The sequence below is a fragment of the Limosilactobacillus portuensis genome, from assembly GCF_014838735.1.
In the GTDB taxonomy this organism is placed as follows: Bacteria; Bacillota; Bacilli; order Lactobacillales; family Lactobacillaceae; genus Limosilactobacillus; species Limosilactobacillus portuensis.
Window position 1 is genome coordinate 32,431 of the sequence record NZ_JABUXQ010000001.1, and the last position, 19,122, is coordinate 51,552.

General features: G+C 40.7%; 19 protein-coding genes. 16 read left to right on the plus strand and 3 right to left on the minus strand.

The features are described 5' to 3' along the window. Positions 1-513 precede the first annotated feature (513 nt). The 11 genes from HUK49_RS11425 (at position 514) to smpB (ending at position 13,291) form a co-directional block, all read left to right on the plus strand. The gene (locus HUK49_RS11425; RefSeq protein ID WP_255372237.1) at positions 514-645 is read left to right on the plus strand and encodes a hypothetical protein; all 132 of its coding nucleotides are present in this window, start codon (positions 514-516) and stop codon (positions 643-645) included. Between the two features lie 802 nt (positions 646-1,447). Next, positions 1,448-2,461, plus strand: coding sequence for a type I glyceraldehyde-3-phosphate dehydrogenase (gene gap, locus HUK49_RS00135; RefSeq protein ID WP_191912216.1), 1,014 nt, complete (start codon positions 1,448-1,450; stop codon positions 2,459-2,461). Positions 2,462-2,555: 94 nt separating this feature from the next. Next, the gene (locus HUK49_RS00140; RefSeq protein WP_102169190.1) at positions 2,556-3,767 is read left to right on the plus strand and encodes a phosphoglycerate kinase; all 1,212 of its coding nucleotides are present in this window, start codon (positions 2,556-2,558) and stop codon (positions 3,765-3,767) included. A gap of 68 nt (positions 3,768-3,835) precedes the next feature. Then, the gene (tpiA, locus tag HUK49_RS00145; RefSeq protein WP_191912217.1) at positions 3,836-4,585 is read left to right on the plus strand and encodes a triose-phosphate isomerase; all 750 of its coding nucleotides are present in this window, start codon (positions 3,836-3,838) and stop codon (positions 4,583-4,585) included. Positions 4,586-4,673: 88 nt separating this feature from the next. After that, positions 4,674-5,996, plus strand: coding sequence for a phosphopyruvate hydratase (gene eno, locus HUK49_RS00150; RefSeq protein ID WP_003717603.1), 1,323 nt, complete (start codon positions 4,674-4,676; stop codon positions 5,994-5,996). Positions 5,997-6,232: 236 nt separating this feature from the next. After that, positions 6,233-7,618 carry an amino acid permease gene (locus HUK49_RS00155; protein WP_102169187.1) on the plus strand — a complete coding sequence of 462 codons (1,386 nt, stop codon included), beginning with the start codon at positions 6,233-6,235 and terminating at the stop codon, positions 7,616-7,618. 105 nt (positions 7,619-7,723) lie between these two features. Continuing rightward, entirely contained in the window at positions 7,724-9,268 is a 1,545-nt protein-coding gene (locus HUK49_RS00160) for a ClC family H(+)/Cl(-) exchange transporter (protein WP_191912218.1), read from the plus strand. Between the two features lie 65 nt (positions 9,269-9,333). Next, positions 9,334-9,573, plus strand: a complete 240-nt coding sequence (gene secG, locus HUK49_RS00165; RefSeq protein WP_040531604.1) for a preprotein translocase subunit SecG — start codon at positions 9,334-9,336, stop codon at positions 9,571-9,573. 62 nt (positions 9,574-9,635) lie between these two features. Continuing rightward, entirely contained in the window at positions 9,636-10,391 is a 756-nt protein-coding gene (locus HUK49_RS00170; RefSeq protein ID WP_191912219.1) for an alpha/beta hydrolase, read from the plus strand. A 1-nt stretch (position 10,392) separates the two neighbouring features. After that, entirely contained in the window at positions 10,393-12,798 is a 2,406-nt protein-coding gene (rnr, locus tag HUK49_RS00175) for a ribonuclease R (RefSeq protein WP_191912220.1), read from the plus strand. A 25-nt stretch (positions 12,799-12,823) separates the two neighbouring features. After that, on the plus strand, positions 12,824-13,291 hold the full coding sequence (smpB, locus tag HUK49_RS00180; RefSeq protein ID WP_191912221.1) for an SsrA-binding protein SmpB: 468 nt from the start codon (positions 12,824-12,826) through the stop codon (positions 13,289-13,291). Positions 13,292-13,498: 207 nt separating this feature from the next. Here the strand turns inward: smpB and HUK49_RS00185 are convergent, their stop codons facing one another. Next, positions 13,499-14,068 carry an LURP-one-related/scramblase family protein gene (locus tag HUK49_RS00185; protein ID WP_235980890.1) on the minus strand — a complete coding sequence of 190 codons (570 nt, stop codon included), beginning with the start codon at positions 14,066-14,068 and terminating at the stop codon, positions 13,499-13,501. Between the two features lie 142 nt (positions 14,069-14,210). Between HUK49_RS00185 and HUK49_RS00190 the strand changes: the two genes are divergently transcribed. From HUK49_RS00190 to HUK49_RS00205, 4 genes are all read left to right on the plus strand, one after another. Beyond that, a complete protein-coding gene (locus tag HUK49_RS00190) occupies positions 14,211-14,909 on the plus strand; it encodes a uracil-DNA glycosylase (RefSeq protein ID WP_003717611.1) in 699 nt (232 codons plus the stop codon). A 24-nt stretch (positions 14,910-14,933) separates the two neighbouring features. Then, complete coding sequence (gene pta / locus HUK49_RS00195; RefSeq protein WP_191912223.1) at positions 14,934-15,908, plus strand: phosphate acetyltransferase; 975 nt, start codon at positions 14,934-14,936, stop codon at positions 15,906-15,908. 128 nt (positions 15,909-16,036) lie between these two features. Beyond that, the gene (tsaE, locus tag HUK49_RS00200) at positions 16,037-16,489 is read left to right on the plus strand and encodes a tRNA (adenosine(37)-N6)-threonylcarbamoyltransferase complex ATPase subunit type 1 TsaE (protein WP_102169181.1); all 453 of its coding nucleotides are present in this window, start codon (positions 16,037-16,039) and stop codon (positions 16,487-16,489) included. A 2-nt stretch (positions 16,490-16,491) separates the two neighbouring features. Then, complete coding sequence (locus HUK49_RS00205) at positions 16,492-16,980, plus strand: GNAT family N-acetyltransferase (RefSeq protein WP_191912224.1); 489 nt, start codon at positions 16,492-16,494, stop codon at positions 16,978-16,980. Between the two features lie 46 nt (positions 16,981-17,026). On the opposite strand, the gene HUK49_RS00210 is transcribed toward HUK49_RS00205, so the two are convergent. After that, the gene (locus HUK49_RS00210; protein ID WP_191912225.1) at positions 17,027-17,458 is read right to left on the minus strand and encodes a PAS domain-containing protein; all 432 of its coding nucleotides are present in this window, start codon (positions 17,456-17,458) and stop codon (positions 17,027-17,029) included. Between the two features lie 15 nt (positions 17,459-17,473). Then, on the minus strand, positions 17,474-18,010 hold the full coding sequence (locus HUK49_RS00215; protein ID WP_102169178.1) for a 3'-5' exonuclease: 537 nt from the start codon (positions 18,008-18,010) through the stop codon (positions 17,474-17,476). A 131-nt stretch (positions 18,011-18,141) separates the two neighbouring features. Here HUK49_RS00215 and murB point away from each other — a divergent pair, with 131 nt between their 5' ends. Beyond that, the gene (gene murB / locus HUK49_RS00220; RefSeq protein ID WP_191912226.1) at positions 18,142-19,038 is read left to right on the plus strand and encodes a UDP-N-acetylmuramate dehydrogenase; all 897 of its coding nucleotides are present in this window, start codon (positions 18,142-18,144) and stop codon (positions 19,036-19,038) included. Positions 19,039-19,122: the final 84 nt, after the last annotated feature.

Consider the following 19,122-nt stretch of genomic DNA (forward strand, 5'->3'; position numbering starts at 1 on the left):
TCATTATTTTATTATGGTCAATTCGTGGTGTTTATACGGCTAAGCATCATTAATGATAGGGGGAGAGGAAATAATGAGCCGTATAGCATAGTTGGTATTAATTTAATTTAGTGAAGATCCTTAGCAATCAAACTGAGTTCAGTAGCAGCTGATTCTTTATCAAGGGTTGTCCAGTCGGTGTTGTTAAATTTAATGAATGCTTTGAATGTATCTTTAGTCATAATAAATTACCTCGTTTTCATATATTGGGACTTTTAATTGGCCCTTCTTTGTTTACGACTATATAGTACCTCCTATTGGTATACTTTGCAAGTTCTTTTGCTTATTAATTTTATTAAAGATATTATTAAATTGGTCTAGTTTAATTTGGAGAAATTTTTTTTACTTTAGCAAATGCTGCTATGATAATCCTGACAAGAGATAGCATCTTATGAAGGGTTGCTTTTTAAATCCATGCCCGGTATAATTGGAACGTTAATTAATTTACGTTTAATATATAAGGAGGCATTTGCTATGCGTAAAGCACACCCATACGGCGTTCAAGGTCGTCGGCCAATTGCTCCTAAGTACAAGCGAGCATTAAAGGAAAAGAAGATTGAAGCTATTCGTAAGTGGGCTAAGGAAAAGCCAGCTGAAGAAAAGTAGTTTAATATCGTAATGGTTGACTGAATCTATTTTAGTCAACTTTTTTATTTACTTTATTTAATAATAGGGATCAACCGGAAGTTAACTTTCTTAGAGGAAAGGCTGACTGGCATAGGACGATAAATGTTGATGAAATAATTAAACAATAGTAAGAAGCCGAGAAAAACAAGACGTTTTTTCTCGGCTTCTTACTATTACCAGTAATTTTCGAAACTACTGAGTCTAATTGCGGGAATCCAAATAGGCTCACTTCATTTCGTAACCCGAGCCTTCGAGTCTAACACAGCGGAGCAAGCCTATTCGGCTACGAACGACTCTGATGAGTTTATCATCATTCGTCGTTCTAGGTTAGCCCATCAGGCTCTTAAATGGGTTAATTCCCAGTTTCCCTCTATATTAAATATTACTAAAAAAGGAGACTAACAAATTTTGCTAGTCTCCTTATAAAAAATGCGCCCCCCGAGAGTCGAACTCGGATCTCAAGAACCGGAATCTCACGTGCGATCCATTACACTAAGGGTGCGTCAACAAATATTATATTATCTTACTTTAACTATAATTGCAACAATAAATTTTTATTTTTAATAATGATAACGTTTTCACAAGAAAAATAAAACTTTTCAGGCTAATTGGATAGACAAGTTAGTGAAATGTGAGTATTATTAATACCGTAAGGTTGTAATTGCTAAGTCATGATCTGGTATAGATGCTTAATACTGCTTAGATGTGGTTAGTATTGTATGAATGTGATTGAATTAGCAAAGACACTAATTATGTTTTTCCTAAAGGAGGAAATTGCAGTATGACTGTAAAGATTGGTATTAATGGTTTCGGCCGTATTGGTCGTTTGGCATTCCGTCGTATTCACGAACTCAACACTGATGATATTGAAGTTGTTGCTATCAACGATTTGACTTCACCAGAAATGTTGGCTTACTTACTTAAGTACGACTCAACCCAAGGTCGTTTTGATGGCGAAGTTTCATCAACTGACAAGGGTATCGTTGTTGATGGTAAGAAATACCCTGTATACGCAGAACGTGACGCACGTAACATTCCTTGGGTAAAGAACGACGGTGTTGACTTTGTCCTTGAATGTACTGGTTTCTACACTTCTGCAGAAAAGTCACAAGCTCACTTGGATGCCGGCGCAAAGCGTGTTCTTATTTCTGCTCCTGCTGGTAACATTCCAACTGTTGTTCCTGGTGTTAACTTGGATACTTTGAAGGCTGATGACAAGATTGTTTCAGCTGGTTCATGCACAACTAGTTGTCTTGCACCAATGGCATACTGGTTGAACAAAAACTTCGGTATCAAGGTTGGTACTATGACTACTGTTCACGCTTACACTGGTAGCCAAGCTGTTCTTGACCAACCACGTGGCAAGAAGTTCCGTAACAACCGTGCTGCTGCTGTTAACACTATTCCTCACTCAAGTGGTGCTGCTAAGGCTATCGGTCTTGTTATTCCTGAATTGAACGGTAAGCTTTCAGGTCACGCACAACGTGTTGCTGTTCCTGATGGTTCATTAACTGAACTTGTTACTATCATGAACAAGAAGGTTTCTGTTGATGATGTTAACAACGCTATGAAGGAAGCTGCCAAGGATAACCCAGCATTCGGTTACACTGATGACCCAATCGTTTCAACTGATATTATTGGTTCTACTTTTGGTTCTGTATTTGACCCATCACAAACCGAAATTATGGAAGGCGAAGATGGTACTCAATTAGTTAAGACTGTTGCATGGTACGACAACGAAAATGGTTTCACTTGCAACATGATCCGGACTTTGCTTCACTTTGCAAACCTTTAATCCGGAATGCTGAAATATTAGCGGCATAAAAAAAGGTGGGAGGAGGAGACTCCAACCACCCTTTTTCTTAACAAAGAAGGAGGAAACATAATTTATGGCAAAATTAACTGTTGAAGATTTACCATTAAACGGTAAAAAAGTTTTAATGCGGGTTGACTTTAACGTTCCAATTAGTGATGACGGTACTAAGGTTGAAGATGATAACCGAATCGTTGCCGCTTTACCAACTATTAAGTACGTTATCGAACATGGTGGTAAGGCTATTCTATTCTCACACCTTGGTCGAATTAAGAAAGAAGAAGACAAGCCTGCTAAGTCTTTAAAGGCTGTTGCTGAACGTCTTTCTGAATTACTCGATAAGCCCGTTAAGTTTGTTCCAGTTACTGAAGGTAAGGAACTAGAAGATGCTATTAACGAACTTAAGGATGGCGAAGTATTGCTTGTTCAAAACACTCGTTATGAAGATGTTAAGAATGGCGAATACGTAAAGCGTGAATCTGGTAATGATCCTGAATTAGGTAAGTACTGGGCTTCCTTGGGTGACGTTTATGTTAACGATGCATTCGGTACTGCTCACCGGAAGCATGCTTCAAATGTTGGAATTGCTACTAACATGCCAGGAAAGGCTGCTGCCGGCTTCTTGATGGAAAAGGAAATCAAGTTCTTGGGTGACGCAGTTGATAATCCACAACGGCCATTCGTTGCTATTCTTGGTGGTGCTAAGGTATCAGACAAGATTGGCGTTATTGATAACCTTCTTGACAAGGCTGACAAGATTATCATTGGTGGTGGAATGGCTTACACATTCTACGCTGCTAAGGGTATTAAGACCGGTGACTCACTTGTTGAAAAAGACAAGATTGATGTTGCCAAGAAGATCCTTGATAAGGCTGGCGATAAGATCGTCCTTCCAATTGACAACGTTGTAGCTGACAAGTTTGACAATGATGCTAACACTAAGGTTGTTGAAGGCGACATTGACGACGGCTGGATGGCTCTTGATATTGGTCCTAAGTCTGTTGAAGAATTCAAGAATGTTTTGAAAGATGCTAAGACAGTTGTTTGGAATGGACCAATGGGTGTCTTTGAAAAGCCTAACTTTGCTAAGGGAACCCTTGAAGTAGGTAAGTTCCTTGGTACTTTGAACGATGCAACTACGATTGTTGGTGGTGGTGACTCTACTGCCGCTGTTAAGCAATTAGGAGTTGCCGATCAACTTACCCACATTTCTACTGGTGGTGGAGCTTCATTAACCTACCTTGAAGGTAAGACTTTGCCAGGAATTGCTGCAATTTCTGAAAAGTAATATATAATAAAGCGGAATGGTTGAAACGGGACTATTCTGCTTTTTTGCGGTTTAAAGGAGTGATTTTGATGAGGGTACCAATTATCGCTGGCAATTGGAAAATGCATAAAGCGGTGGCTGAATCAGTTGATTTTGTTAAAAAGGTAAAGGATCAGCTGCCACCAGCAAAACAGTTGGAAACTGCATTAGCGGGGCCAACGTTATCGTTAGTTTCAATGAAAGAAGCTGCTGCAGGCTCTCCACTGAAAATTGCTGCTGAGAACTGCTATTATAAAAATGAAGGTGCGTATACAGGCGAGACAAGTCCATACGCCCTTTATCAAGCAGGAATTCACCATGTAATCCTTGGACATTCCGAGCGCCGGAAGTACTTTCATGAGACTGATGAGATCGTAAATAAAAAAATTAAAGCAGCATTAGCTGATCATCTATGCCCCATCGTTTGTTGTGATGACACAATGGGACGACGGACAGCAGGGAAAAAAGTTCATTGGGTTGTAAACCAAATTCTTTACGATGCTAAGGGACTTTCAAGCGACGAGATTAGACACGTTACAATTGCTTATGAGCCAAGTTGGGCAATTGGGACCGGTCAAAGTGCGGATCCTAATGAAGCTGAAGAGGGATGTTACCTAATTCGACAGACGATAGCTTATATGTACGGGAATGACGTTGCTGATGACGTTCGAATCCTTTATGGAGGAAGCGTAACAACTAGTAATATCAATGACTTAATGTCAAGTCAGGATATTGATGGGGTCCTCGTAGGTGGTGCGAGCTTGGATCCTGAAACATTTTTAAAATTAGTTAACCACTAAATGCTTGTTTTTGGTTGCACAAAATAATACAATATTAATGAAATAGCGCGATTGCTATCGAATTTAAGACAGAGGAGAGATTCATCAAATGTCACTTATTACAGATATTTATGCACGTGAAGTTCTTGATTCACGTGGTAACCCTACAGTTGAAGCTGAAGTATATACTGAAGCTGGTGGTGTTGGCCGTGGAATCGTACCTTCAGGTGCCTCAACTGGTGAACACGAAGCCGTTGAATTACGTGACGGTGATAAGAACCGTTTTGGCGGTAAGGGAGTATTAAAGGCCGTTGCTAATGTTAACGACGTTATTGCTAAGGAAATTGTTGGTATGGAAGTTACCGACCAAATTGCAATTGACAAGGCAATGATTAAGTTAGACGGTACTCCAAACAAGGGTAAGTTAGGTGCTAACGCTATTTTAGCTGTTTCACTTGCTGCTGCTCGTGCTGCTGCTGACGAATTACAAGTTCCTCTTTACAACTACCTTGGTGGTTTCAATGCTCACGTATTGCCAACACCAATGATGAACGTTATCAACGGTGGTGCTCACTCTGATAACAAGGTTGACTTCCAAGAATTCATGATCATGCCAGTTGGTGCACCAACTGTTCGTGAAGCAATTCGTTGGGGTTCAGAAACTTTCCATGCTTTGAAGAAGGAATTGGAAGCTGCTGGAAAGGTAACTTCTGTTGGTGACGAAGGTGGATTTGCTCCAGACTTTGCTAACAACGAAGAACCATTCGAATACTTGATTAAAGCTATCAAGGATGCCGGCTACAAGCCAGGTAAGGATATTGCAATTGCCTTTGACGTTGCTGCTTCAGAATTGTGGAACGACGAAGACAAGAAGTACAAGCTTCGTTGGTCAACTGGTGAAGAATTCACTACTGATGAATTTATTGACTACCTTTCAGGAATTATTGAAAAGTACCCAGTTGTATCTGTTGAAGACCCAATTGATGAAAATAACTGGGATGACTGGGTAACTCTTACTAACAAGCTTGGTAAGAAGGTTCAACTTGTTGGTGATGACTTCTTTGTAACTAACACTGATTACCTTAAGAAGGGTATTAAGATGGGTGCAGCTAACTCAATCTTAATTAAGCTTAACCAAATCGGTACTTTGACTGAAACTGTTGAAGCAATCGAAATGGCTAAGGAAGCTGGTTACACTGCTATTGTTTCACACCGTTCTGGTGAAACTGAAGATACTACCATTGCTGACTTAGTTGTTGCTACTAATGCTGGACAAATCAAGACTGGTTCCATGAGCCGGACTGACCGTCTTGCTAAGTACAACCAATTAATGCGGATTGAAGACCAACTTGGTGATGTTGCTCAATACAAGGGTATCCACTCCTTCTACAACTTGAGTGAACAAGCTCGTCAAGACATCGAAAACCGTTAATTAACATAACGTTAAAGAATAATAGACCTTTTCATAGTCAATTTCAGTTGACTGTGGAAGGTCTATTTTTGTTTAAGTTATTTTTATTATTTTATCAGCTTTTCTTTCTTAATTAAGTTAATTATTTTTTGTTAAACCAATTAATAATGAGAGAATGATTAGAAAAGTTCTTGGCAATTAGTGATTCATATAATATAATTTGAAAAGCTATAATTTGAGAAAGGGATTTGATACTAATGAAAAATTCTGCGCCAAAGTTACGGCGATCAATGACTGCTGGCCAAATGGAAATGATTTCCTTAGGTGGAGCAATTGGTGTTGGGTTATTTATGGGTTCAACATCAACAATTAAGTGGACCGGACCATCAGTACTCTTAGCTTATGCATTTGTTGGCTTAATCCTCTACATTGTTATGCGGGCTCTTGGAGAAATGATCTACATTAATCCGGGAACGGGGTCGTTTGCGGACTACGCTACTGAGTATGTGCACCCACTTGCAGGATATCTTGCTAAATGGGCGAATGTCTTTGAATATATTGTTGTTGGAATGTCGGAAGTTGTGGCGGCTACCGAATATCTGAAATTTTGGTGGCCACACATGCATACTTGGATTGCCGGGATCGTGATCATTATCTTCTTGGTATTGGCAAACCTTGCTAGTGCTAAGGCATATGGCTCGCTAGAATTTTGGTTTGCAATGATCAAGGTTGTTACAATTATCTTCATGATTTTCTTAGGCTTCATGGTGATCCTTTTCGGTTTTGGTAACGGTGGTCACCCAACAGGTTTTAGTAATCTTTGGGCACATGGTGGCTTCTTTACGGGCGGAATTAGTGGTTTCTTCTTCTCAATGTCAATTATCGTTGGGTCATATGAGGGAATTGAATTACTGGGAATTTCTGCTGGTGAAGTTGCCGATCCGCAGGAAGCAATTATTAAGTCTGTTAAGTCTGTCCTTTTTCGGATCCTGATTTTCTATGTTGGGGCTATCTTCGTTATCGTAACGATTTACCCGTGGGATAAGCTAAGCAGTGTTGGTTCACCATTTGTATCAACCTTTGCTAAGGTGGGGATTACTGCTGCAGCATCAATTATTAACTTTGTTGTACTAACGGCAGCCCTTTCTGGTGCTAACTCCGGAATTTACAGTTCAAGTCGGATGCTATTTAAACTTTCCCATGAAGGGGATGCACCAAAGATTTTTGGTCGCCTTTCAAAGCGAATTGTTCCTGATGCGGCAATTCTTGGAATCTCCGGGGGAATTTTAATTGGCTTTATCATTGATATGATTTCCTCAATTTATAATCATTCAACTTCCGATATGTTTGTCGTTGTCTTCAGTTCTTCAGTTCTGCCAGGGATGATTCCGTGGTTTGTAATCCTTCTTGCGGAATTACGTTTCCGGAAGAATAATGCGGACTTGATGGTAGATCATCCGTTTAAGTTACCCCTCTATCCATTCTCAAATTACTTCGCGTTTATTATGCTAATTGTAATTGTGATCTTTATGTTCATTAATCCTGATACCCGGATTTCGGTTATTGTCGGGGCAATTGTTCTGATTGTTGCAACAATTGTTTACCTTGTTCGTCATGGCTTAAAGAGAACAACAGCTAAATAAGGACTTAACTAGCAGGTTCTGGATTAATCATTATCCACTACCTGTTTTTTCTTTGGAGATGTAGTACAATACTTGGGTGAATCTTAGGGAAAGTTAGGAGAAACAATGAATAAGGAAAGAACTGTTAACCAGGATAGCCAAGTTAAGCAAATGATTCGCGCCATTATTATTGGACTGTTAACGGGATTAGTGGTTAGTACATTTCGGTTAATTATTCAACATTTTTTGGAATTGGTTAGTGCGAGTTTTGCTTATTTCCACCATCACCCAACGGGATTAATTTATTGGACAGTTGGTTCGGTAATTCTAGCATTAATTTTGGGCCAGCTTGCACAGCGCTACCCGAATATTAAAGGGTCCGGGATCCCTCAGGTTGAGGGTCAGTTAAAGTGTCAATTTGACGAAAAATGGTGGCCGGTTTTATGGCGAAAGTATCTTGGCGGAATTTTTGCCATTGGTTCTGGTCTGTTTCTCGGCCGCGAAGGACCTTCAATCCAGTTGGGAGCGACAATTGGTCAGGGGGTTGCCGAAACGGCCCACGTTAGTTCACTTAACCGTCGTGTTGGCATTGCTAGTGGTGCCGCTGCTGGATTGGCAGCAGCATTTAATGCACCGATTGCAAGCACCATTTTTATTCTGGAGGAAGTTTATCATAACTTCTCACCGTTAATTTGGCTGGCAACCTTTATTAGTTCGCTTTGCTCAAATATGGTTTCTATGACTATCTTTGGTCTTAAGCCGGTATTAAATGTCCCTTATCAATATGAATTGCCGGTTGGCTTGTATTGGCATCTAATTATTCTAGGAATTGCGCTTGGCTTTCTGGGCCGGCTTTATCAGGTTGTTATTTTGCGACTTGATCATTGGTCGGGAAAGCTAACATGGCTTAAGCCTTCAGTATATCCTGTTATCCCATTTCTTTTAGTTATCCCGATTGCTTGGTACCTTCCTTATACTCTTGGTGGTGGAAACCAGTTAATTGCTGAATTAAGGTTATTACCTTTTTCCCTAACTCTTTTTATTGGTTTGTTTGTTCTTCGCTTTGTCTTTTCTATGATTAGCTACGGAAGCCAATTACCTGGGGGAATCTTTCTGCCGATTTTGACCTTAGGAGCAGTCTTGGGAGCAGTTTATTGTACACTAATGGTTAAAGTGGGAATTTTGTCTGCGCGGTACCTACCAAATTTCATTATTTACGCAATGGCAGGCTACTTTGCTTGTATCAGTAAGGCGCCATTTACTGCAATTCTGCTTATTACCGAAATGGTAGGTTCGTTAGCACATTTGATGCCGTTAGCAATGGTTTCGATTATTGCCTATCTAGTGGTTGATGCGTTACATGGTAGGCCTGTTTATACCGCGATGTTTGAAAACTTTATCGGACTGCGCGCTAAGAAAGAGCCACTCCACCAAGAGACGCTTTCGGTAACGATTTATCCGGGATCAGAACTTGATGGATGTCAAATAGCGGATTATTCATGGCCGGCTGATTGCATTGTTTCCCTTATTTACCGTGGGGAAGATAAAATCATTCCAAACGGGAAGACAATTCTCCTAGCTGGTGATACCCTGCTCATTCAGGCAAATATTTCCGATAAGAATAAGCTTCAAGAAATATTAGAACGATCATCTCACACACCAAAAATGTAGAAATTAGGTGAAGAGTATGGTATTCTGTACTAGATATAGTGGGCAATTATTAGGAGGAAAAATCCTTGTATAACACATTAATGACTTTATTTTTAATAGATTGTGTAGTTCTGATTGCATGTGTAATGATGCAACCAGCTAAGAACGATAATGATGCAATGTCTGCTTTAACAGGTGGAGCTGGAGATTTATTCTCACGGCGTAAGGCTCGTGGATTTGAAGCCGTAATGCAGGTTGTTACTACGATTTGTGGGGCGATCTTCTTTATCCTAGCTTTGGCCTTGGTTTTCGTTTCATCACACTAAAGCGGCGTTGCCTCCTGTATCATGTATTCAGGAGGCTTTTTTATTTTAAGGAGTAAGAAATAATGGAAGTTAGTTCGGGGAAGCCCTTTTTATTTCCGCACGGTCGTTTTGGGGTTATTCTATTACATTCATATACGAGTAGTAGTGCTGATATGCGAATGCTTGCACGACACCTGGAGCGACAGGATTATACGATTTATGCTCCAGTCTTTACTGGGCATGGGAGCGATCCACTGACTGTTTTAGAAAAAAGTGGTCCAGAAGATTGGTGGACTGATACGCAATTTGCAGTTCGGCGATTAAAGGATATGGGAATGGAGAAGATAGCGATCCTCGGTTTGTCATTAGGAGGATTATTAGCTACCAAGGCATTAGAGAATGATCCAACCCTAGTAGGCGGGGGAGTTTTTGCGTCTCCCGTTACTACTTGGGGACAATCAAATGTTCCACAATTTTTCCCGCAATTAGCAACTGCTTACTATAAGAAAGCAGGATTGGATTCCCGGAAAATTAACGAACGAATTGTAAAAATTAATCAATTGTTACCAAAACAATTAACTGCTATTAGCGAAATGACCCGGGAAATAGATCAGCACCTGGAGCAAATCCACCAGCCATTTTTTATTGGTCAAGGTGGTCGGGATGAAATGATTAACCCTCATTCTGGAAAAGAATTAGCCGAAAAGTTATTAGCCCAAGGAACTCCAGTTGACTATCATTATTATCCGCAGGCTGGTCACGTTCTTACCGTTAACAATGCCCATCGCCAGTTATTTGCTGACGTTACTGACTTCCTACAAAAAACATTTGAGGTGTAATATGACAACAAAAACGAAATTAAAAGATCAGATATTAGATTACCTAAAGGAAAATGCCAATGTTAGTTTTTCAGCTGAAAAACTAGGACGGGCATTAAAGATGGCTGATGCTGATTCCTTTACGCCAATTGTTCAAGCATTAGCCGAACTTGAACGTGAGAAGAAAGTGACAGTGACTGATCGCGGAGAATTTAAGGCTGTGATTAAGCCCCAAGCAATTATCGGGACTTTCCATGCTAATGATAAGGGGTTTGGCTTTGTTGACTATGATCCTGACTTACCGGATATGTATATAAACCCTGACCATACAATGCACGCCTTAAATGGTGATCAGGTTGAAGTAAAAATTCTTCGCCCTGCTAAGCCAGGGAGTGACCAGGGTCCTGAAGGGCAAGTAGTTAAAATTGTTGAACATAACTACGATCAAATCGTTGGTGAGTTTAAACAGGAAACTGTCGGTGATTATATTGGTGAAATTCTTCTAAAGGATAAAAAGCTTTCTAATTACCGGTTCTTCGTTAATGATCAAGGACTAAAACCAATGGATGGTCAAGTAGTTACCGCGACTGTTGCCACCTATCCTGATGATGAGGCCCCGCAAGTAATGACTGGTGCAGTTAACGAAGTGATTGGTGATAAGGATGAGCCGGGAATTGATATTCTTTCGGTGATCTATGCCCACGACGTTCCTCATGAATTTCCTCAAGAGGTAATGGATGAAGCTAATAAAATCCCATTGAAGGTCCTTCCTGAAGAAAAGAAGGGTCGGGTAGACATTACTGACCAGCCGTTAGTAACAATTGATGCAATTGAGTCTAAAGATTTGGACGATGCGGTTGTTGCGTGGAAGATGGATAACGGTCACTATCATCTTGGAGTTCATATCGCTGATGTTAGCCACTACGTTAAGCCGGGATCCGCCCTTGATAAGGAAGCATTTAAGCGGGGAACTTCAGTTTACTTAACTGACCGGGTAGTACCAATGCTTCCTAAACGGCTTTCTAATGGTATTTGTTCTCTTAATCCAGGTGAAGAACGACTTTCCATGAGTTGTGAAATGGAGATTGATGAACAAGGACGGATTGTTAAGCACCGGATTTTCCCAAGTGTAATGCGGTCCCACGCGCGAATGACCTATAAGGCAGTCAATCGGATCCTGGAATCCCATGATGCTAAGACAATGGCTGAATATAAGGATTTAGTTCCGATGTTTGAAACCATGCGCGATATTCATAAGATCCTGTTAAATTCACGGAAACGCCGGGGTGCAATTGACTTTGAAGCACCGGAAGCCAAGATTATTGTTGATGATCAGGGGCACCCAACTGATATTCAACTTCGTGAACGCGGATTGGCAGAGCGGATGATCGAATCATTTATGCTTGCCGCTAACGAAACGGTTGCTGAACATTATTACAAGGAGCATGTCCCATTCCTTTATCGGATTCACGAACAACCTGATAATGAGAAGATTAAGTCTTTCTTTGAATTCCTAAATGTTTTCGGGATTAATGCTCATGGTGATATTAATAATGTTAAGCCGAAAATGCTTCAAAATGTTTTGAAACAGGTTGCTGGAAAGCCGGAAGAACAAATGGTTCAAGTAATGATGTTGCGGAGCATGCAACAGGCAAAGTATGACGATGAAGAGGTTAGTCACTTTGGCTTAGGTGCAAAGTATTACACCCACTTTACTTCACCGATTCGGCGGTACCCTGATGATACGGTTCACCGTTTAATTAAGTGGTATGAAAAGCATGGTAAGGGAGAAGACGCAAAGGCTGCCTGGCGTGATCGTTTGCCAGAAATTGCTGAGCATACGTCATTTACAGAACGGCGGGGAATTGATACTGAACGTGATGTTGATAGCATGAAGAAGGCTGAATATATGGAGGACCATGTTGGAGAAACCTTCGATGCAGTTGTTAGTTCAGTTATGAAGTTCGGACTATTTGTTGAATTAGAGAATACCGTTGAGGGACTCGTCCACATTAGCGTCATGAATGATGACTACTATGAATATTCAGAAAAGCATCTGGCTTTAATTGGTCGTAGTCACCACCGAATTTTCCAAATTGGTCAACCGATCAAGGTTAAACTAGTTCGGGTTGACAAGGATCTACGTGAAGTCGATTTTCAATTAGTTAACCCCGAAGAAGCACCAACAACCAAGATTCGGGTTCCCCATAACGATGATCGTCGTGGCGGTCGTCGGGGAAATAATCGGCATGGTCACAGTAATGGTAGTCACAAGCAAAATGGCGGTCATTTCCGGAATACACAAGGAAAGTGGAAACACGATGGTCGTGAGAATGGTAATCGGAATAACCGGCAAATAAATCGTGGACAGGCCCGTCACCATAATAATTCTCGTGATTTTGAAGGACAGCGTCGACGCCGACATTAATATTTTGACCTGATGGGGGGATTCCATGGCCAAAAAGCATGAAAACAATGATAATTTAATCGCTCAAAACAAAAAGGCCCGTCATGATTATTTTGTGACTGACACATATGAAGCAGGACTAGTTTTAACGGGAACGGAGATTAAGTCTGTACGAGCACACCGGGTTAATTTAAAAGATGGCTTTGCTCAAATTCGTAATGGTGAAGCATGGTTAATGAATGTTCATATTAGTGAATACGATAATGGAACTTTCTTCAATCAGGATCCGCTTCGTAATCGTAAACTGCTTCTCCACAAAAAAGAGATTCATAAATTAACTGGTGCTCTCCAAGATAAGGGAGTTACACTTATCCCGTTAAAGATGTATATTAAGCACGGCTACGCAAAGGTTCTTCTCGGTCTTGCTAAAGGAAAACACGAATACGATAAACGTGAATCCATTAAGCGCCGTGAAGTCAACCGTGAGATGGAGCGGGTAATGAAGCATTATTAGAGGTAGAGTGCGAGCCAGCAAAGGACTTGCGGAAAGCCAGCAATTTCTCCTGACGAAGGCGTCTCGCGCCTAGGAAGGAGGTTGCTGGCTCTAGCAAGTTCCTGGCGAGCAGTTCTTGACTATGTCGCCGATGCAACCATATACACAAAACAAGCGACTGACAATTTTGTCAGTCGCTTGTTTGTTTAAGCAGCTTTAATTTAATCATTATTTTTGCTTTTTAAACTGTGATGATTCAATTTGGTAACCAAGACAAGTATCATTCCCCGTAGCAACGCTTCCCCAGTGGACGTGGAGTGGGGATGATTGTTTGCGACGAGCCCAATGTTGGAGAACACTTGCAACAAGGATGGCAAGTGGTTCATCTTCTTCATTTTTTACCTTTAACTCGTGATAATAATCGCCAGTAAAAGCAACTGGCTGGATGGAAAAGACGAGGTGATTCTTTTTAAAAACGCGATACTTTCCCGAGAATGGTGAACCAACGACAACCCAGCTAAGGCCCTTAATATAAATAACCTCACGAACGAAACCAAGAGACTTACTAACTGTTCCCACTTTTTGGCGATCCTTAAATAAGGCAAACTTTGGAATTATTCCAAAACTGAGCTGTTTCACTTCGGCAAGTAAGTCACCAGAAATTGAATATAAAGATAAAACATCGTGAAGCGCACCCCATTTACCTACCAGGAGGTATAGCGAACGTCCTTGATAGTTACGAATAACGGTAGTTCCGTGGAGGTCTGTATCATGATCACGTAAATAAAGTTGCCGCATCCAATCACCGCTCCTTAAAGACAAATTAATTACCATTATTGTACCAGTTTACTTATAAAAATGATAACTTTACAAAGCGGTTTCATTTTCCATTCCCGCCCATCGCTACTTATGCTAAAATATTAGTTGAGGTGCTAGAATCGTGAAACAACTTATTCATAATGATTGGTGGGACGTTTTAAAACCCCAATTTGAAAGTGCATATTATGCGCAGTTACATAATTTCTTAAAAGAAGAGTACAGCCATCGGACAATCTATCCGGAGATGCATCATATTTTTGAGGCTTTTGAATGGACACCCTTTAGTAAAGTCAAAGTTGTCATTTTAGGTCAAGATCCGTACCATGGTCCTCACCAGGCTCATGGATGCAGCTTTTCGGTTTTGCCAGGGATCCCTGTTCCACCATCATTGCAAAATATTTATAAGGAACTGCAAAGTGATGTCGGTTGTCATCCGGTTCAACATGGTTACCTAAAAAAATGGGCTGATCAAGGTGTTTTGCTTTTGAATTCGGTCTTAACAGTTCGTGCAGGCCAAGCCTTTTCTCACAAGGGGCATGGTTGGGAACAATTGACGGACGCTGCAATTCACGCATTGTCCGAACGCCCTCAACCAGTTGTCTTTATTCTCTGGGGAAGAGCGGCGCGGGATAAGAAAAAGCTGATTAACCTTAAGACAAATATTATCTTGGAATCAGCACACCCAAGTCCGCTTTCAGCTAACCGTGGATTCTTCGGTTCAAAACCATTTTCAAAGACAAATGAAGCACTTCGCGCAATGGGAGAGGAGCCAATTGATTGGCAATTACCGGACCAACCGATAGTTGACGGTAAGGCTTGATAACCAATAAGGAGGTTTTTGTAGATGGATTTATTTGATGAAATTGCTGCAAAGGTAAAGGGACAAGACAAAACCATTGTCTTCCCTGAAGGTGCTGATAAGCGAATCTTAGGTGCTGCCGTTCGTTTACAAAACGATGGTTTAGTAGAACCAATTCTGCTTGGAACAAAGGATGAGATTGAAGCAACCGCTAAGGAAAATAACTTCGATATTACCGGCTTAAAGATTATTGATCCAGCAACTTATCCAGAAGCTGATAAGAAGGCCATGTTTGATGCTCTCTTGGAACGCCGTAAGGGAAAGAATACTCCTGAACAAGTTGAAAAGATGCTTGAAGACGTTAGCTACTTTGGAACCATGTTAGTTTATATGGGAAAGGCTGATGGAATGGTTTCTGGAGCAGTTCACTCAACCGGTTCAACTGTTCGTCCAGCATTACAAATTATTAAAACAAAGCCAAATGCTCACCGAATTAGTGGGGCATTCTTGATGCAAAAAGGTGACCAACGGTACATCTTTGCTGACTGTGCAATTAACATTGAATTAGATGCGGATACCATGGCTGAGGTTGCTGTTCAAAGTGCAGAGACTGCCAAAATCTTTGGTATTGATCCTAAGGTTGCTCTTCTTAGTTTCTCTACTAAGGGTTCTGCTAAGGGTGAGATGGTTACTAAGGTTGCCGAAGCTACAGAAAAGGTTCATGAAATGGAACCAGATCTTCCTGCTGATGGTGAAATGCAATTCGATGCCGCTGTTGTTCCTTCAGTTGGCGAGTTAAAGGCTCCAGGTTCTAAGGTTGCCGGCCACGCAAATGTCTTTATTTTCCCAAGCCTTGAAGCCGGAAATATTGGTTACAAGATTGCCCAACGATTTGGTGGCTTTACTGCTGTAGGCCCAATTCTCCAAGGCTTGAATGCTCCAATTGCCGATCTTTCGCGGGGATGCAGTGAGGATGATGCTTACAAGGTAGCTATTATTACAGCTGCTCAGGCATTATAATAGAATATAATAAGTTTAAAAACTCTTGAGAGGAGAAACTGGAAAACATCAGTCTCTTCTCTCTTTTGTTGCTTTTAAGCTTAGGTATCAGCTACAATAGCTTTAGAAAAACTGAGGAGCGGAGACGGATGAAAGAAGTAAAGTTAACTGATCGCGAAAAAACGATTGAGCTTGGTGAAAGGGTAGGACGGCTATTAAAGGCTGGAGATGTTTTAGTTTTAGATGGTGATCTTGGTGCCGGGAAGACAACTTTTACTAAGGGATTAGCTAAGGGATTAGATATTCCAGACCTGATTAAGAGTCCAACCTTTACCATTATCCGTGAGTACCATGATGGTCGACTGCCGCTATACCATATGGATGCGTACCGCCTTGAAAACGGTGGTGCAGAAGACTTAGGACTAGAGGAATACTTTGATAGTGACGGAGTGAGTGTTGTGGAGTGGGCCCAATTTGTTGAAGAGGAGTTACCTACTGATTTTTTGGCAATTCACTTTAAGCGAACGGATGACGAAAATACCCGTCTTCTTCAATTTGAACCACACGGCCGTCACTTTGAACAGGTAGTTACGGAGCTGTAATAATGTCAGAGACTGTTAAAATTAAATTAGCTGAACCTGAGGATGCAGCTGTTATTCTTAACTTTCTTCGACAAGCAGCAACGGAAAGTGATGCGATCACAATTCCGCACCTAGAAAGAGTAACCGCGAAGGAAGAACGCGAAAATATTCAAATAATTAACAGCGTGGACGATTGTATAATGTTACTAGCAGTGTTTGAAAAAGAGATTGTGGGGATGGTAACAATAATGCGGTTACCTAACGAACCTCAGATGGGTGAGTTAGGAGTTATTGTGGCCAAAAAATACTGGCATCAAGGAATTGGCCAGTTATTAGTGGATGAAGCTGAATATTGGTTTGCTAATTATAGTAGTTTGGCTCAACTTACCTTAGATGTTTTTGAGGATAATGTTCCGGCAATTAACTTATATCGTAAGATGAACTTTGTGGTTCGTGAGCATCGATTAGTTTCAGGACGAAGGGCACTCCAGATGGATTATCGGCAAGAATAAAAGGCTCCTGGCATTCAGAGTTGCGAATGTCAGGAGCCGTTATTGATTATTTATGTTTGAATAGTACTTGCTTAATGTTATGTAACCAGGCACCTTTTTCTTGATGTCCTGAAACATCTTGGGTTACTTCAACACAGCCGATATATTTACCATTATTATCATGAAGTGAATAGAAGGCAATGTTAATTGGCTTATCGTGATAGTGAATGATTAGACTTAAGACACCACGTTTGCCATCGTGCATTTGCTGTAAGACTTGTTTCACCCGTTCTTGGCTATGACCGGGATGAACCTCTAAGACGTGTTTGCCGAGATCATCGTCAGTCCGCTTGAAGAGGCGATGCTTATTTGCCGAAGACCAGCGAACAATGTCATGTTCATCAATAAAGTCAAATTCTTCAGGAATGGTTTGAAAAATAGCGTTTAATTGGGTTAGGGTTAAACTACCGCCCAGTAGCTTGACTGTTTCGTTATCCATAAATTGAGTTCTCCTTTAATTATAAAAGTTGATAAATGGGCGAAGCTGTTCTCCGCCAAAGTGTTGGGCTTCATATAAAAGAATGTTGGCACAGGCTTGAGCATCATCGAGAGCATTGTGATGGTGATGCAAATCGATTTGTAAGGCATCACAAACGGTATTTAACCGATAGTTGTTAAGCCCAGGGATTAGTTGACGACTGCTTTTCACGGTGTCAAGAGTTTGAAAGGTCGGTGGTTGAATACCATAATGAAGAAGGGTATTTCGCAGGACACTATTATCAAAACTATTATTATGGGCAATTACAAGTTGTTCTGGTCGGTAGAACTGTTTAATGTGTTGCCAAACCTCGGGGAATGTTGGCGCATCTTGAACATCCTCTTCATGAATTCCGTGGATCTGCACATTTCGCCAGAAAAAATCAGTTTGGGGATTAATTAAAGTATAAAATTCATCAACAATTTTGCTATCTCGAACGATTGTCAGTGCTAGAGAACAGGCACTGTATCGTTTGCCGTTTGCTGTTTCAAAGTCCATTGCAACAAAGTTCATGAAGTGAGATCTCCTTTCGTCAGGGGTAGGTTAATGACTTCAATTTTACCAGTAATTCGTTTCTTCTGCCAAAAGATTAGTGATTAAGCATGGTACAATAATACTAGATTAAAATAAAGGACGACAAGATTATGGTAGTTAATTTAATTCAAGAATTTCCCCAAATTAATATTAAAAAGCAGGAACCACTATCCAAATATACCTTTACTCATACTGGAGGAAAGGCAGATTGGTTGGCTTTTCCAGAAAATGTTGAACAGGTTCAGCAATTAGTAAAGTTTGTTAAGAAAAATGATATTCCATTAACCGTGATTGGTAATGCCAGTAACTTAATTGTCCGTGATGGCGGAATTGCGGGTTTGGTATTAATTGTAACTGGTATGAACCAGATTAAGGTTGAGGGTAACAATGTTGTGGCTCAAGCAGGAGCAACTTATATTAAGACGACTCAGGTTGCACGAGATCATAGTTTAACTGGTTTGGAATTTGCTGCCGGTATTCCTGGGAGTATTGGTGGTGCTGTCTTTATGAATGCCGGTGCATATGGTGGCGAAACCAAATTTGCGGTTAAGTCAGCTACCATTATGTTGCCAACTGGCGAAATTCAAGAATTAACCAATGAAGAACTTGACTTTGGTTACCGTCATAGTAGCGTTCAAGATAATCATGGGATTGTTCTTGAAGCAACATTTGAACTAAAACCAGGAGACAAGGAAGAGATTACCGCTCAAATGGATGAACTGAATGCTCGACGTGCCGCTAAACAACCATTAGAGTTACCGTCTTGTGGAAGTGTCTTCAAGCGCCCAACAGGATATTTTGCCGGAAAACTAATTCATGATGCTGGCTTACAAGGGTATACTTCCGGTGGCGCGCAAGTATCAAAGAAACACGCTGGTTTTATTGTTAATATTGATAACGGAACGGCCACCGATTACTTAAATGTTATTCACCACGTTCAAGAAGTCGTTAAGAATAAATTTGGTGTTTCATTGGAGACCGAAGTCCGGATTATTGGTCGGGATTAGTTTGTTAGGATTAGAAGTAAAAAAGTAAGCGGATAAGAAAATTCCTTGGTTTTCTTATCCGTTTACTTTTTGTATAACTAAACT